This is a genomic window from Planctomycetota bacterium, from assembly GCA_016125255.1.
GTDB lineage: Bacteria > Planctomycetota > Phycisphaerae > Phycisphaerales > Zrk34 > RI-421.
This window is the reverse complement of sequence record WGMD01000017.1, coordinates 108110-123278: the sequence shown is the minus strand read 5'-3', so window position 1 is coordinate 123278 and position 15169 is coordinate 108110. Positions and strand designations below refer to the sequence as shown.

10 protein-coding genes are annotated in these 15169 nt (G+C 62.1%); 7 read left to right on the top strand and 3 right to left on the bottom strand.

Annotation, left to right across the window (positions count from 1 at the left end; genetic code table 11):
* Positions 1-121: 121 nt before the first annotated feature.
* The gene (locus GC162_13905) at positions 122-3094 is read left to right on the top strand and encodes a hypothetical protein (GenBank protein ID MBI1369736.1); all 2973 of its coding nucleotides are present in this window, start codon (positions 122-124) and stop codon (positions 3092-3094) included.
* A gap of 58 nt (positions 3095-3152) precedes the next feature.
* Here GC162_13905 and GC162_13900 read toward each other — a convergent pair whose 3' ends face one another.
* Positions 3153-5924 (bottom strand): hypothetical protein, encoded by a 2772-nt coding sequence (locus GC162_13900; protein ID MBI1369735.1) that lies wholly within the window; start codon positions 5922-5924, stop codon positions 3153-3155.
* 471 nt (positions 5925-6395) lie between these two features.
* On the opposite strand from GC162_13900, the gene GC162_13895 reads away from it, so the two are divergent.
* From GC162_13895 to GC162_13870, 6 genes are all read left to right on the top strand, one after another.
* A complete protein-coding gene (locus GC162_13895; protein ID MBI1369734.1) occupies positions 6396-6968 on the top strand; it encodes a dCTP deaminase in 573 nt (190 codons plus the stop codon).
* Between the two features lie 78 nt (positions 6969-7046).
* The gene (locus GC162_13890) at positions 7047-7415 is read left to right on the top strand and encodes a hypothetical protein (protein MBI1369733.1); all 369 of its coding nucleotides are present in this window, start codon (positions 7047-7049) and stop codon (positions 7413-7415) included.
* A 39-nt stretch (positions 7416-7454) separates the two neighbouring features.
* Positions 7455-7847, top strand: a complete 393-nt coding sequence (locus GC162_13885) for a hypothetical protein (protein ID MBI1369732.1) — start codon at positions 7455-7457, stop codon at positions 7845-7847.
* 83 nt (positions 7848-7930) lie between these two features.
* Complete coding sequence (locus tag GC162_13880) at positions 7931-8299, top strand: DUF4282 domain-containing protein (protein ID MBI1369731.1); 369 nt, start codon at positions 7931-7933, stop codon at positions 8297-8299.
* Positions 8300-8437: 138 nt separating this feature from the next.
* On the top strand, positions 8438-12130 hold the full coding sequence (locus GC162_13875; GenBank protein ID MBI1369730.1) for an adenosylcobalamin-dependent ribonucleoside-diphosphate reductase: 3693 nt from the start codon (positions 8438-8440) through the stop codon (positions 12128-12130).
* A gap of 505 nt (positions 12131-12635) precedes the next feature.
* Complete coding sequence (locus GC162_13870; GenBank protein MBI1369729.1) at positions 12636-13025, top strand: hypothetical protein; 390 nt, start codon at positions 12636-12638, stop codon at positions 13023-13025.
* Here the strand turns inward: GC162_13870 and GC162_13865 are convergent.
* Together GC162_13865 and GC162_13860 are read right to left on the bottom strand one after the other, a co-directional pair.
* Positions 13001-13921, bottom strand: a complete 921-nt coding sequence (locus GC162_13865; protein ID MBI1369728.1) for a hypothetical protein — start codon at positions 13919-13921, stop codon at positions 13001-13003. The two genes, GC162_13870 and GC162_13865, sit on opposite strands and share 25 nt — an antisense overlap.
* 270 nt (positions 13922-14191) lie before the next feature.
* Positions 14192-15130 carry a DUF692 family protein gene (locus tag GC162_13860; GenBank protein ID MBI1369727.1) on the bottom strand — a complete coding sequence of 313 codons (939 nt, stop codon included), beginning with the start codon at positions 15128-15130 and terminating at the stop codon, positions 14192-14194.
* Positions 15131-15169: the final 39 nt, after the last annotated feature.

The window sequence follows — 15169 nt, the reverse complement described above, 5'->3', positions numbered from 1 at the left end:
CGCGCCCGAACCTTCTGAGGTTTGCCCCGTCGATACAGACGTCGCGATTCATCCATGAAACAAGTGTCGCCGGGGCCTGCCGCGGCCGATATGATCCACCATCCCCCCTTCCGGAGGCCCCATGCGACCTCGCCATTTCATGTTGCTCTGCCTTCTGGCCCTGCCGGCTTGTGAGCAGCGCGACACGAAGTTGATCGACACGATGCTCAATGCGTGGGCCCCCGCGCCGACATGGCGGGAACATCTGGGCTGGCACTGGCCCGCCGACGCCCCGCCGCCGGATGATGCGCCGATCGAGGCGCTGTTGGGGTACTGGTCATTCGGCTACGATCAACCCGCGCCTTCGGCCGCGACACAGCGGCGTCTTGCGGAGGCGGCGTTCGCTGAACCGAATCTGCTGCTTGATGGCGATCTTGCCAAGTTCCTGCCAGATGATGACGCGACGTCGCAAAAGCTGCTCGCGCTCTACCATCAGTTCACCCATCACCAAGGCGTTCGCGCCGCCGATGTGAAGTCTTTGCGAATTGCGCTGGCTTACCGCGGCCAACTGCTCGATGATCTGGCGGCCCTCGCCGACGGCAGCGATCCAACATGCGACATCGACCTGTTTCACCCGTCCTATCCCGATGTCCATGCCATGCGCCGGCTTTGCGAACTGGACCCGGCCCGCGCCGAAAGGACGCTGGCTGCGATCGAGCCGACGGCGGCCAAACCCTATCGCGAAGCTCGCCGCCTGCGCTACAAACTCGCGCTCGATCGCGGCGACGCCGAACGGGCGCGAACGCTTCGCCATGCGATGCTCGACGATCCCGCTCATCGTTACGCGCTCGATGTGCAATTCCTCTTCGAGCTGCCCATCGACGATGCCGATGCGGTCTTTTTGAATCTGGCCCAGCACGATTCGTCGAGTCTTCGCGCCGTGCTGGCGGCGGACCCGAAGCGATGGACGCCGCGCATCGTCGCGCTCTTCGAGCAACTCGACGCCGAGCATCGCAGCTATCTGATTCAGTCAATGCTGATGGGATTCCCGTGGGATATTTCCGATCCTCTGAACAAACCGCCGCCCTGGCGCGCGATGTTCAGCGGCCCCGAAGACGACGCGGACAGCAATTCGACACCGCCGCTCCCGCTCGCTTCGCGCGAGCCGCTGATGCGTGCGATGCTTCCGCTGCTGGATGACGATGCGTTCCTCACCGGCTGGCGCAATGAATTCATCGATGGATTGACGCATGTGCACATTCCCGAAGCCGTCGCTCCGTTGCGAGCGCTGTTGAATCGAACGGACGACGCGCAAACCCAGTTGAAAGTCGCGCAGGCGCTGCTGGCCATGAACGAGTCGTTCGACCCGGCTCCGCTGGTCAGGCGATTCGAGGCGGAACCCGATGCGTCGCTGGCGCGCGTGCTGGCTCGGTGCGGCATGTTCAGCGACCGGCAGATCGCTCAGGGAATCATCGAGAACGCCATCGAAGCGGCGAAGGACACCGACTCCGTTGACCTGTTTTCGAAAGGCGACAATGCGCCGTCACGCGCACGGGTCATCGCCGGGGCGTTCTACCCATCTGTTGATCCGCTCTTTGAACCCGGTGAAAAAGCTCTGCCCGCGCCGGCGGGCGTGATCGACATCGTCGGGCGCCACCTTCTCGATCACCGCGACATGTCGCAAGCCGCGACCACCGCGCTGCTGAACTGGTTGCGTCATACGGATACGCCTGCCGCTGATCGATTCGTCATTTGCGCGATTGCATCCGTGCCGCTCGAAGCCGACACCGTCATGGATCTATTCGCGGAACGGGCGCGCTACGTGAAGAACGCCCGAGCCGAACTCGCCGCGTTGCGCCAGACCGGCGGCGCGACCGCCGCGATCGCGGCGGGTATCTGCGATGACGCCGAGGCGCTGCGCCAATGGGTACTCGACGGCGACACGACCATGCAGGCGGCATCGCTGGCGGTGGCGCGGCTGATCCGATTGCCGCTGAACGTGGATGTCGTGGCGAGGCGGATGCGGTCGTCGAATCGCCAACTCGTGGACGCGGCGGAGATGTATCTCGTCGCGCTCGACACGCCGGCGTCACGCGAAGCGGTGTTTGCTCAGCATCCCGGCCAAATCCCGCTGCTGGGGCCCCGCGTCAATGGGTATCCCGGTATCGACATCGCGCCGCATCGTCATCCCGAGCAATGGCAACCAAACTATCGGGATCTGTGCGAACGCGTGAGAAACGACCCGACCATCGCCCGCGCCTACTTTCTGGACAATAACTGGGATGAGAGCCACGGGCGCATTCATGATGTCCTCGTGATTGTGCGCAACACACAAGGCGGATCGGTCGAAATCGACGAAGACATCCGAACCTATCATCGTGATATCTTCGCGGGCGAGATGCAATCATTCGAGCATGAGCTTGAAGACAGCGGGGCGCTTGAACTGCCGGCGTACTTCGAATCGAACCTGTGTTTTCCCGGCGGCTTCACCTGGCTGACGCGCCGCGGCGGGCGCACCGCCACCATGACCGCGCTGCAACACGAAGAACCCGCATACACGGTCTACGGCCGTCTGGCTTCCCGCATGTTCGACCTCGCTCTCGACACTCCGATGCAGGTCACCTACAAGGCGTCGGCATATGTTGGAAACTTCACGGTCGTGTACAGCGATCTGAAAGTCGACGTGGCCTCCGTCTGGGCAATGGGGTCGGACGTGCATGTGCAGGTCGGCAACTCATGGTACAAGCTGACGGAAGGACATCTTCAACTCGACGACAAGGCGCCGCGCGAGCTGGCGGAGGTGGATCTGTTTGGCCGCTCCGATGATTTGATCCCCTTTGGCGATGTACACCTCGTGCCGCAGCCGACCGGACGCAAAGGCGAATACTGGGCGGCCAAAAAGCACGACTTGCCGCTCCCAAGCCACAAAGGCGGCGACATAAGCCAAGACGAAATGATCATCGGCCGATTCAACCCCGCCACGGGCGACTTCCATCCCGTGTTGACGATTCCCTATATGAGCTTCACAAACGACCAGATGTGGGTCGACAATATGTCGCGCCGCATTTATGTCGCGATCCAAGGCGATGTCGTTTCGATCGCGCTGCCGGAATGAAAAGCCCACGCTTTCAAAGCGTGGGCTTCGGGGGTTGATGAGGGGCGTGCGGGGCGGGTCAGGGGGCTTCGTCTTCTTCGTCGTCTTCCTCTTCCTCAACATACTCGTACTCGTCGACTTCCTCCTCGTCATCGGAATCGTCATCGTCCGACTCGGCCATGCGGGCCAGTTCGCGCTCTTCTTCGGTGTCGTCGTCGGTGTCTTCTTCCGTCTGCGTGTCCGACTCGGCGATGGCGCGGAGCTGGGCTTCCTCGTCGGTGTCGGTATCGGTGGCAGCGTCATCAGCAGCGGCGGCCTCGGGCGATTCGGTCATGCCCGCCGCCTCGGCTTGGGCGTGCTCCTTGAGCGCTTCCCATTCCTCGATGGTGATGTTCACTTCGCGGGCCTGCGAGCCCTTGTATTCGCCGATGATCCCGGCGGCGCCCATCTCTTCGATGAGCCGGCTGGCACGGGCGTAGCCGATCGCAAGGCGGCGCTGGAGCAGCGACACAGATCCGCGCTTCGTCTCAAGCACGATCTCCACGGCCTGATCGAACAGCTCATCGCGCTCGCCCAGTTCCGGTTCGCCGCCGGCGCCCGGGGCCTTGAGCTGCACCAACTGCGGCTCGAAGGACTGGCTGGCGATGTTCTTGAGGAACTTGACGGCCCCGCGCACTTCCGAGTCATCGACGAGCGTGCCCTGCGCCCGCATGAGTTTGCTGGTGCGCGGGGAGAGGAAGAGCATGTCGCCCTGACCGAGCAGCAGTTCCGCGCCCTTCTGATCGAGGACGATGCGGCTGTCCATGCCCGACGAGACTTTGAAGGCGATGCGGCAGGGCATGTTCGATTTGATCAGGCCGGTGACGACGTTCGCCTGCGGACGCTGCGTGGCGAGGATCAGATGGATGCCGACGGCCCGGGCTTTCTGAGCGATGCGGACAATGAAGCCCTCGACTTCCTTGTTCGTCATCATCAGGTCGGCCAGTTCGTCGATGATGAATACGAGCCGAGGCAGCTTCCGCGGAATCTGCGCTTCTTCTTCGGGGGTTTCGGGGCTGAAGCGGTCCTTCAGATCGTCCCAGGACATCTTGTTGTAGCTGTCGATATCGCGCACGCCCGCCTCGGCGAGCAGCGCGTAGCGTTCCTCCATCTTGGTGACGGCCCATTCGAGAATCGCCGACGCCTTGCCCATCTCGGTGACGACCGGGCACATCAGGTGCGGGATGTCGCGGAACTGCGCCATTTCGACCATCTTCGGATCGACGAGCACGAGCTTGAGTTCATCGGGCCGGCGGGCGTACATGAAGCTCATCACGATGGAGTTGATGCAGATGGATTTGCCGGAGCCGGTCGTACCGGCGATGAGCATGTGCGGCATCTGGGCCAGGTCGGCGATCAATGCATTGCCCGATGCATCCTTACCGAGGAACATCGGCAGGTTCATCTTCTCGAAGGTGTCGGACCCGCCGAGCGCCATCAGCTCCTTGAGGCGGACCTTTTCCTTCATGAGGTTGGGGACTTCGATGCCGACGGTGGACTTGCCGGCGGTGTTGGGGACGATGCGGATGTTCTGCGCCTTCAGCTCGCGCGCCACATCGGAGGCGATGGCGCTGATCTGGGCGACTTTCGTTCCGGGGGCGAGCTGCACTTCGTAGAGCGTAATGACCGGGCCGGCGTCGATGGCGACGACTTCGGCGTCGATCTTGAAGGTCTGAAGGGCGCGCTCGAGAATCTCGGCCTGCTCGCGGACGATCTTGGCCATCTCGGCGGTGAAGTTGGACTCGGGTTCGGCGAGCAGGTCCATCGGCGGAAACTTGTAGCCGGACAAGTCCTGCTTGGGCGCCAGGGCCGGGGCGGCGGGCGTGGGCTTGGCGAACGTGATGGGCAGCTTCTTGATCTTGGCGCGGAGCGCTTCGGGATCGAGCGGGCCGGTCTTTTCTTCCGTTTTCCCGGAGGTTTTGTCTGCGGCGGTCTCCGCGACGGCCTGGGCTTCTTCGTCCGCCTCGGCCTGTGCGTCGTCATCGTCATCATCATCGCCGGCGGTCAGATCCTCTTCATCGAGGTCCTTCGCCGGGGCGCTGGTCTGCGAACGACGAATCGGAATCTCCTCATCGTCATCATCGTCCTCGTCCGCGTCGTCGAGATTGTCATCCAGATCATGCTCGCGCACCTTCGGCTGGGTTGGCTCGGTCGCGCGGCCCCATGTCGGGCGCGGGATATGCATCCCGCGGAACATGCCCACCAGCACCGGCTTGGGCCAGTTGATCCCCGCCAGCTTGCGCATCAGCGCCGCGATGCCGCGCGGCAGGGCCATCATGAGCTGATCCGCCGCCAGCATCGCGCCCACGCCAAAGCACATCGTCAAAAGCACCATCGTGCCCAGCACATTGAAGCGCGGCACAAGTTGATCAACCGCGGCGATGGCGAGCAACCCCCCCGCGCCCTCGGGCAGCGGACCGCTCGTGGGAGAAAGCAAGGCGGCGAACCCGCTGACGCTCACGGCCGCGACAAGCGCGCCGATGATCCGCATCTCCATCTGCCCGATCTTCCGACCGGCTGCGCAACCGATCAGGTACGCCAAACCGCCGGCCAGCAGCACCCAGACACCGATGCCGAACATCACGTAAAGCTGGTCGGCGACCATCGCGCCGATGAACCCGCACCAGTTGTGCGGCTGCCCGTTGAGCGGGGCGGCGGCGTGCGAGGGCGGATCGAACGGCGAATAGCTCACCAGCGACGCCACCGTCAACAACCACACCCCCGCCAAAACTAACCACCCGACCCGCTTGATCATCGAAACGGGTTCCGCCACGGACTTCGTATTCTTCTTCTTTGTGCTTCGGCTCTTCACGGCGCGCCTGCCTCCTTAGACCTCCGATATCGGCATTCACGCACGATTTGCGCCAATCTCAGGCGCGCCGCCAAACCCCGAGGCGTGGGGACTTAAGTCCCCACGCCTCCGATCAACCGAGTCGTTCCTGCTCCCCCCATATGTTGTGGATAAGTTGTCGTGATCTGGCGCTAACACGCCGGATGTGGTGGACAGAACGTGCAATCAGAAAAATTTTTCGGCGGCTAAGCCCCCGCTCATCGGAAACTTACACACTTATCCACAGATTAGGCCCCCATATTTTGTGAAGGAGAACCTTGCAACCGCAAGATATAGTGATAAGATGCCTCTGTTGACCCGAAGCAGCAGGCCTTGGTGGGCCACGTTTCTCAGGCATTCGGGTCGCACAGGACATTCACCGTGTCGGCGGTCCCTCCGGACCGAGGACGCTGTGTATTTGGTAGTAGGACGCCTAGATCAGGGAGCCGTCGCATGGGCGTTTTGTGTGATACGCAGATTCGGGAACTCGTTTCCATCGAGCCCTTCGAGGACAACGTCAAGCGGCCGGGCAAGGTCAGCTACGGGGTCTCCAGCTACGGCTACGACGTCCGCGTCGGCACCGTCTTCAAAATCTTCACCAATGCCCACCCGACCGGCGGCATGGCGATCGTCGACCCCAAGAACTTCGGCGACGACATGTTCGTCACCGTCGACACGTCCATCACCGGCAAGGACCATGTGATCATCCCGCCCAACAGCTTCGCCTTGTGCGAGACGGTCGAGACCTTCGCCGTGCCGCGCGATGTGCTGATCGTCTGCGTCGGCAAGAGCACCTACGCCCGCTGCGGGATCATCGTCAACGTCACGCCCCTCGAACCCGAATGGCGCGGCAAGGTGACGATCGAAATCAGCAACACGACGCCGCTGCCTGCGAAGATTTACGCCAACGAAGGCATCGCTCAGATGCTCTTCTTAAAAGGCGACCGCACCTGCGCCGTCAGCTACGCCGACAAACGCGGCAAGTACCAGGACCAATCGGGGCTCACATTGCCGAAGGTGGATTGATGATTCGATCCCCCGGCGACCCGGGGGTGGCGCGCGGTTGTGACGTGCGCGATGATTTACGCGGACGATAACGTATTGATGAATCAAGTGTTCACAACTTTGGTACAGCGAATAGATATGAAAGCCAATGACACAGCAACACGCGTCGAGCTTCTTCGTAAGCAGCGGAGGGAAAGCGCTGCAGATAACGGCATGTACGATGTCGGCATCAACGATCTCGATGCATTCGCGCACATGCAGCCGCCAACAACTGAGTATCCGACGCTTGTGCATCTTCGGAGTGCGCAGGCAATTTGCGATGGGCTGGATAGACACACGCTAGCTTTGAATCGGGCCGCCGAATCAAATGATCAAATGAGTCGGCGGATGTGGTGGCTCAGCCTCATTCTCGTGATTGCCACGACCATTTCGACCGTTGCCACAGTGATACAAGCGCTTCGCAATTGACGAAAAACAAGAAACGCGCATGACCTTTGGTGATTTCAAATGATTCACGACGTCTATCAAATCTTTCGCGACCTATACGAAGGAGCCGAAAAGAGGCGCATCGTGGCGTTGTCATCAGAGCAGATCGATTTAACAATTGGACACATTGACGCAATTTGTGATACTCAAATTAAGCAAATCGAGCTCGAAGGCGAGTTGGCAAAACGCGCAAACTACCGAGACCACGTAAATTCAGCGGCTCTTCAAAATGCGAGCAGACGATATCCAAATGTCTTTGTGCTCGGCGGCGGTGACCACACAACCATTGATGAACTTACTGCCGTTCGAATTGGTCAAGCTCGAACAGATGCTGCATATGTCAAAAAAATACTTGAACTCGAGAAGAGCAAGCGAACCGCACAAACGGTTCCAATCACAACGAACCGAAACTAAGTGATAGTGATTTATGTCGGGTCATTGACCCGCGGATCGGTTGGAAGTGCGGGGCGTTGCCCCGCCGCTAAACATGAAGATGGATGTGCGATATGGCGGATGACATGAACAACTCGGGCCCGTCGATGAACGAGGCGGCGAAGGAAGCGAAGGACGTGATCAATCAGTCCGGCGGCGTGCTGGGGGGGCTGCTGGACTTTTCGTTCTCGACGTTCATCACGCTGCGGGTCGTGAAGCTGCTTTACATTCTGATCATCGCGCTGCTGGCGATCGAATGGCTCGTCGCGGTCATCGCGGCGTTCGCAGCGGCGGGTTTCGGCGGGGGGCTGGGCGCGATGATCACGATGGCGCTGGCCGTGGTGGTGCAGATCATCTTCGCACGCATCGGGCTGGAGCTGGTCGTGGTGATGTTCCGCATCGGCGAGAACACGACGCGCATGGCGGCGAAGTAGAAGAAGCGCGGGGCGCTGCCCCGCCGCTAAACGGCAGGGGCGCACGGGCGCCGCGGATCGGGATGGGCATTATTTCCGTGTGTACGGATGCACACGGGTCAATCATAACGACGGTCATACACGAGAGGTCAGTTCAGCATGAAGATCAGCCGACGGTTCACGGAAGCAGGCAAGGACGTGTACTCGAGCATCGAGTGGACGAAGAAGTCGAGTCGCATTGTGAACCCGGACGGGTCGGTGGTGTTCGAGATGAAGGACGTGGAGGTGCCGGCCTCGTGGAGCCAGCTCGCCACGGACATCATGGTCAGCAAGTATTTCCGCAAGGCCGGTGTTCCGCAGTCGGACGCGAACGGCAATGTGGTGCGGGATGAAAAGGGAAATGTCGTGACGGGGCCCGAGCGGAGCGTCCGGCAGGTGATTCATCGCCTGGCCGGTTGCTGGCGCCAATGGGGCGAGGATCACGGCTACTTCGTCACGACGGAGGACGCGCAGGCGTTCTACGACGAACTGGCGTACATGCTGCTGGAGCAGATCGCCGCGCCCAACAGTCCGCAGTGGTTCAACACGGGACTCAACTGGGCGTACGGGATCAACGGTCCGGCGCAGGGTCACTACTACACGGACCCGGCGACCGGCGAGACACGCTCCAGCGAAGACGCTTATACCCACCCGCAGCCCCACGCCTGCTTCATCCAGGCCGTCGGAGACGACCTGGTCAACGAAGGCGGCATCATGGACCTTTGGGTCCGTGAAGCGCGGCTGTTCAAGTACGGCTCTGGGACCGGCACGAACTTCAGTCAGCTCCGAGCTGAAGATGAATCGCTCTCGGGTGGAGGGCGCAGTTCCGGTCTCATGAGCTTTTTGAAAATCGGCGACCGCGCCGCCGGCGCGATCAAGAGCGGCGGAACCACCCGCCGCGCGGCGAAGATGGTCTGCCTCGATCTGGACCATCCCGACATCGAGTCCTTCGTCAACTGGAAGGTCCGCGAGGAACTCAAAGTCGCCGCCATGGTCGAAGGCATGAAGCGGCTCGACAAGACCCAGCGCGAAACCGCCGAACGCCTCGGCCTCAAACTCGACTACGACTTCAACGGCGAGTCCTACCAGACCGTCAGCGGACAAAACTCCAACAACTCCGTCCGCATCCCCAACACGTTCTTCAAGACGCTCGACGAGAACGGCGACTGGGAGCTGACCCGCCGCACGGACGGCAAGGTCGCCAAGCGCCTCCGCGCCCGCGAACTTTGGGATCAGATCGGGTACGCGGCCTGGCGCTGCGCCGATCCGGGCGTGCAGTTCGATTCGACCATCAACGAATGGCACACCTGCCCGGGCTCGGGGCGCATCAATGCGTCCAATCCGTGCAGCGAGTACATGTTCCTGGACAACACCGCCTGCAACCTCGCCTCGATCAACCTGCTCAAGCTCTACGACGCCCGCTCGCGCGTCTTTGACAACGAAGCGTACGAACATGCGATTCGGCTCTGGACCATCGTGCTGGAAATCAGCGTGCTGATGGCGCAGTATCCTTCCAAGGAAATCGCGCGGCTCAGCTACGAGTTCCGCACGCTGGGCCTGGGCTACGCCAACCTCGGCGCGATGCTCATGCAGGCCGGCGTCCCGTACGACAGCCAAGAGGGCCGGGCGCTGGGCGGAACGCTGGCGGCGATCATGACCGGGCGCAGCTACGCCACCAGCGCCGAGCTGGCCGCGCGGCATGGCCCGTTCCCGGGCTTCTACAAGAACCGCGAGCACATGCTCCGCGTCATCCGCAATCACCGCCGGGCGGCCTACGGCGTGCCGCGCTCGCGCGACGAGGCGGGCGAGCACGAACTGGGCTTCTACGAAAGTCTCGAAACCGCGCCGGTGCCGATCGATGCGGACCTGATGGACGGCACGACCGAGTCGCCCTACGCCGGCATCGCCAACAGCGCCGAACTGCTGCATGCCTCCCGCCGCACATGGGACGACGCCCTGAACCTCGGCAACAAGCACGGGTATCGCAACGCGCAGACTACCGTCATCGCGCCGACCGGCACGATCGGCCTGCTCATGGACTGCGACACGACGGGCGTCGAGCCGGACTTCGCGCTGGTGAAGTTCAAGAAGCTTGCCGGCGGCGGATACTTCAAGATCGCCAACCAGTCGATCAAACCCGCGTTCAAGTCGCTGGGCTACACCGACGCGCAGATTCACCAGATGCTCACCTACGTGATGGGCCATCTGAGTCTGAATGTGCCGATGCCCGACGAAACGGGCGAAATCCCCGAGAATGCGACGACATTCGCCGCCTTCCTGCATGATCGCGGGGCCGATGCGTCGACGCTGCAAAAGCTCGACGACGCCCTCGCCGGCGCGATGGAACTCGGGTTCGTCTTCAATGCCTGGACGCTGGGCGAGGCGGCGGTCGACGCGATGGGGCTCACCGGTCAGAAGGACCTGCTCAAGGGGCTGGGCCTCAACCGTCGTCAGATCGACAAGCTCAACGAACTGGTCTGCGGGACGGGCACGATCGAAGGCGCTCCGCACCTTGCCGATGAGCACCTGCCGGTGTTCGACTGCGCCAACAAGTGCGGCCGGAAGGGTCAGCGCTTCATCGCGCCGACCGGGCACATCCGCATGATGGGCGCCGTGCAGCCGTTCATTTCGGGCGCGATCTCCAAGACGATTAACCTGCCCAACGAAGCGAACGTCGACGACATCAAGGCGGCGTACCGGATGAGTTGGGAACTGGGGCTCAAGGCCAACGCCTTGTATCGCGACGGGTCCAAACTTTCGCAGCCGCTCAACTCGACCACCGACACGGAGTCGGAGGACGAGGAGGCGGTCGAAGCGGGAAAAGAGGAAGTTTCCGCGGCTGTGCTGGCCGTGGCGAGCCGGGCTGCGGGTGCGGGTTCTGACGCCGATGCGGCGGCGGCCAAAGCGCCGGTCGAGAAGATCGTCGAGCGCATCGTCGAACGCCCGATGCGTCGCCGGCTCCCCAACACGCGTCACTCCATGACCCACAAGTTCAACGTCGCCGGCCACGAGGGCTACCTCACCGTCGGACTCTACGAAGACGGCAACCCCGGCGAACTGTTCATCACGATGGCCAAAGAGGGCTCGACCATCGGCGGGCTGATGGATTCGCTGGGCACGGCGATCAGCGTCGCGCTTCAGTACGGCGTGCCGGTCGAATCGCTCGTCAACAAGTTCTCGCATCAGCGCTTTGAACCGGCGGGCATGACCGACAACCGCGACATCCCCTTCGCCAAGTCGCTCGTCGACTACATCTTCCGCTGGATGGGCATGGAGTTCATCGCCGGCTACCGCGCCGCCAACGCGCCCAAGCGTCCGAGCGACACAAAGACCGAAGCGCCCGCCGCCCCGGCCGCACCCGCGCGGCCGGAGCCGAAGATCGAAACGCGCCCGGTCGAGCCCAAGAAGCCCGCCCCCGGAATCGCGCCGACTCCGACGCCCGTCGCCAAGTCCAGCGTCGGCGGCCGACTGGCGGATGACAACAACGGCAATGGTCACGCCGACACCGGCGTCGATCGCCCCCGCCGCGTCATCGTCGATGACAACACGTCCGGCATCGACGATCCGCAGATCGCCGAGTCGCACGTCATCAAGCACAGCCCGCTGAGCAAATTGAGCATCAAGAGCTCGACGGTCATCGCGGTGGTCGATCGCGAGAACGCCGCCGCCGCCGCGCTCGTCAGCACGCTCAACGAAGCCAACAGCGCCATGATGGGCGACGCGCCCGCATGTGATGTCTGCGGGTCGATCACGGTTCGCAACGGTACCTGCTACAAGTGCCTCAACTGCGGCAACTCGATGGGTTGCAGCTGAGCCGCTTGAAAGATCGGAGGTTCGGCCCGTTCGTTGGTGCAACGGACTGGCGACCACGGAAGGCAAAACACCCGCCGCACGAAGCGGCATGAAACAGGCCTGTACCTCCCCTCCGTCCCCCGAGGACCCCACCACCTCGGGGGGCTTTTTTTTGCCCAAAAAAAGTTGTGGCCAACGCCGCCGCAACGTCGATAGCTTGGTATAGATCGGGGCCGGGCGAACCCCCCGCCGATTCGGCGCGTATGAATCCTTGACCCTGATTCGGGCCGGCCTTAGACTGATTTTGCCTCCCGTCCCCCCTAACTTCGCGATTTTCACACAGTTTTTTCTCCTTTTCTCCTCCGCCCCTCGACACCTTTACGGGTGCCGAGGGGTTTTTTGAAGGCGTCAGCTTTCAGCGATCAGCTGTCAGCCCGATGAGCTTCCGGCTGATCCCTGATACCTGACTGCGGACCCCCTCTGAACACCGATTACTCATGGCGTACTCACGGATCGAAAATGCGCGATGCGTACCGTTCTTATCGCTCGCACATACCCTTTCCGCAGAGGTACGAAAATGGTCACGCAGATTCGTCCCGGTTGGATCGAGTTCGCCTACTTCCGCCCCAGCGCGGCGACCGTGCAGGTCGTCGGCGACTTCAATCACTGGCAGCTCGATCAGGGCGCCATGGAGCGCGATGAGCGCGGCTGGTGGCGCCTGCGGCTGATCCTCCCGCCGGGCGAGTACCGCTTCCGCTACCGCGTCGACGGACGGACGTGGGAAACCGACTTCGCCGCCTATGGCGTCGAGCCCGATGCGGACGGCGACTGGATCAGCGTCGTGTGGATCGAAGCCGGGCGACCGGAGCCGACCAACATGCCCGAGAAGATTCATCCCCGCCTGCTGGCCGTCTGAACCGAAACGAAAAGCTGCTCGCTCGCCCATTGCATGAACCACGCGCGCAGCTCGCGCGCCAACCGCTCATCATCCAATTCGCTCACCGCCCCCGCCGCCTCGATCGCCGCCTGCACGCATGCGCCGCGCCGCAGGGCATCGAGCAACACATACTGCGTGTGAGTCAATGGCAGACGACGGACGATGTAGTCCCGCCGCGTGAGGGCGACGTATTCGTCCGCCGGGGCGGGCAGATCCAGTTCGTCGCCCTCCCCCGCCGCCTTGACCTGCGAGAAGAACGCATTGACCGGATAGCGATACTTCGCCAGGTGCAGACACGGAGCCGTGTCAACCTTCGCGCCAGGCCAGTCCGCCGGATCGATCGCCGCCAGATCGTCGATTGTGAGCATCACGATCTTCTCCACGCCCGGCCCGTCGAACACCCGCCCGATGACCTGCTCCAGCTTCGCCAGGTCCACCAGAAAATCCGGCCAATCGACTTCCCTCATCGGCGACCCGTCTTCGCGCGTCGTCGGACGTGTGTCGTTGAGATAATCCGCGAAATGATCCGTCAGATGTTCGAGCGTGTAGCTGCGCGAGGGATGCGTTTGCAGATAGCCGAAGGCGAACTCGTCGAAGAGTTCCTCGCCGACGGTGCGCACCATGACGGGGAACGATGCGCGTATGACTTCCATGAGCCGGGCGTAATAGGCGTTGGCGTAGATGCCGATGCGCTCCGCCGCGGTGAGCTGCCCGGAGCGCGCGATGACTTTCTCCAGTTCGTCGCGTTTCATGCGGATGATCTGCTGCGCCCGCTCGGAGGCGATGCCCCCATCGACGCCATCGGGGTGCATGATGACGGTCGTGAACCACTTCTGAAGCGCGTCGAGCGCGGGTTGTGGGGCGGGATCGTTCATGGGCTTTCGGGGGAAACGACCAATGTCTAAGAACGTGTGTGAGAAGGCGGAGTTTAACGAGCCGCGACCGTCAGGGAGCGGTCACGGCGCCGCTCATTGTTACCTGTTTCGACCGCTCCCTGACGGTCGCGGCTCGTCGATCAATGATCTTCTCACACACGTTCTAAGCACCAATGACCAATGAAGGAACGGCCTGCGGCCTTTCATCTTGACATTGGGACATTGAACATTCCCTTGGTCATTGGTGCTTGGTCATTGGTCATTTTCATATCACTCCACTTCCGGCCGAACATGATGCAACGGATGCGGCACCCAGTCGGCGTTGTCGCGGGTTTCGTCGGCGGGGTTGCGAACGCTTCCGGCCGCGCCGGCGCCGACGAGATGCGCGGCCATGTAACGCCGGGCCTTGAGCACCTCGGCGTGCATTTCGTCGAAGGGCGGAATCTTCGCGTCCCATTCCAGCAGCGTGCTCACGCCGCCGGTCAATTCGTGCGCCAGTGCGTAAAGCTCCCACACCGGATCAATCACGTGATCGTCGTGCGTGTCGATCAGGTGGGTGATGTAGTTGCTGTGACCGGCCAGGTGGAACTGCACGATGCGTTCGTGCGGGAGGGAGCGGATGAACGTGTGCGGGTCCATGTCGTGATTGAAGCTCGACACGTACACGTTGTTGACATCCAGCAGCAGCCCGCAGTCCGCCTCCGCCGCCATGCGCGTCACGAACTCCCATTCGTCCATCGTTGAATCCGTGAACGTCACATAGCTCGACGGATTTTCGAGAACGAGCGGGCGCTCAAGCACATCCTGCACGATGCGGATGCGCTCGATCACATGGCGCAGCGAAGCTTCGTTCATCGGCAGCGGCAAGAGGTCGTGACTGTTCACGCCGGCGACGCCGGTCCAGCACAGGTGATCGCTGATCCAGCGCGCGTTGATTTCGCCGGCGAGTTTCTTGAGCTTGCGCAGATAGGGAATGTTCAATGGGTCGGTGGAGCCGATCGACATGGACACGCCGTGCATGACGATCGGGTAGTGCGCGGCGATCTGATCGAGCACGTGCCGCGGGCGTCCGCCGGAGTCGATGAAGTTTTCGCTGATGATCTCGAACCAGTCGACGGCCGGACGATGTTCGAGGATGTGCCCGAAGTGCACGGTGCGCAATCCCACCCCGAGCCCGAGATTCGGATAACCCATGCGCGGCGCGGTCATGGTGCGATCTCATCAAATAAGGCGGGGGGGACTTAAGTC